Annotated in this window: 1 protein-coding gene; it reads left to right on the top strand. The window is 72.5% G+C overall.

Annotated elements, in window-relative coordinates; all coding sequences use genetic code 11:
* Nucleotides 1-118: 118 nt before the first annotated feature.
* Complete coding sequence (locus I4W09_RS10250; protein ID WP_005987407.1) at nt 119-1,411, top strand: IS30 family transposase; 1,293 nt, start codon at nt 119-121, stop codon at nt 1,409-1,411.
* The last annotated feature ends 147 nt before the right edge of the window (nt 1,412-1,558 follow it).

The following is a 1,558-nucleotide window of genomic DNA, read 5'->3' on the forward strand; positions in this document are numbered from 1 at the left end:
CCTTGATTATCAACTTTATCCGAACACCTCCCACATTCATCCGCACATGTGCGGATGAATGTGGGAACCCGATACCCTGAGGGCCGGATCGGCCGGCCCCGGGAGATCGGAGGACGGCATGTCCGGAAAGAAGAAGAGCGGCTCCGCAAGGGCGGTCCCGAGGGCCTACGGAAGGCTCACGAGGCACGAGCGGGACACGGTCCAGAGGATGCTGGAGCGCAGGGCGTCGTGCAGGGAGATCGCGAGGGAGCTGGGCAGGTCGCCCTCGACGGTGAGCGCCGAGGTGGCGTCGCACAGGTTCGTGACGGCGCCGAAGGCCAGGCGCGGCGAGCGCGTGGACGCCTCCGCCGACCTGTCGGCGGCCTGCCCGCGCCTGGCGGCGTGGCCGCGCTGCTGCAACGGGTGCGGCCGGTACCGCGCGATCGGCTGCAAGCGCCGCCCCCACGTCTTCTACGAGGCCCGGGCCGCGCAGCTGTGCGCCGACTCGGTCCTCGTCTCGTCCAGGCGCGGGATAGACGCCGACGAGCCCGCCGCGGCGGCCAGGCTGGAGGCGATAAGGGACTGCCTGCGCCGGGGGCTGTCGCCCGAGCAGATGGCGGCGCGCAACGGCGGCCCGGTGGACCTGTCGCCGTCGACCATCTACCGCTGGGTCTCGGCGGGCTACGACGGCATGACCAACATGGAGCTCAGGCGCAAGGTCGGCTACAGGCCGAGGAAGCGCGCCGCGGGCCGGGCGGCGACCCGCCACTCCGCCCGCAGGTCGCATGCCGCGTTCCTCGCCCTCGGGGAGGACGCGTGCGCCGCGGCCTGGGAGATGGACACCGTCGAGGGGGCCCGGGAGGACTCCGCCTGCCTGCTCACGCTGCTGCACCGCCCCAGCAGGCTCCAGCTCGCGCTGCCGCTGGAGGAGAAGACCGCCGGGTGCGTCGCGGACGCCCTGGAGGGCGTCCGGGCCATCCTCGGCGCCGACGGGACGCGCCGCGTGTTCCGCGCCGTCCTCACCGACAACGGCGCCGAGTTCTCCGACGAGGCGGCGATCGCGGCGCTGCTCGGCGAGGGGCCGGGCGAGACGAGGCTGTTCTACTGCGACCCCAGGCGCAGCGACCAGAAGGGCGCCTGCGAGCGCAACCACGTCGAGATCAGGAAGCTGCTGCCCAAGGGCGCCGGAATCAGGTTCGACCGGCTCGCCCCGGCCGACCTGGCGCTGGCCATGTCGCACGTGAACTCCGAGCCCCGCGGCGCGCTCGGCTTCGCGACGCCCGCGCGCGCCTTCAGGGCGATGCTCGGGGAGGACGCGGCGGCGCTGCTGGACGCCTACGGCGTGGAGGACGTGCCGCTCGGCGATCTCGACCTGACGCCGGGGCTCATCGAGAGGGCGCGCGCAGAGAGGGGCGATGCCCCGCTGGCCTAGCCTAGGAGAAAAACGGAATAGACGGACCGACCGTCCGGCTGAGTCTGGGAAGAGGTGCCGGGCGGCGGGCGGAGCATGGCCACCGGACCCATCGAAACACATCTCCACCATTCCTTCAACTGGGAAAATGCCGCCCCCGGGGCCCGG

Origin of the sequence: Collinsella aerofaciens (assembly GCF_015670795.1) — a bacterium.
In the GTDB taxonomy this organism is placed as follows: domain Bacteria; phylum Actinomycetota; class Coriobacteriia; order Coriobacteriales; family Coriobacteriaceae; genus Collinsella; species Collinsella aerofaciens_Q.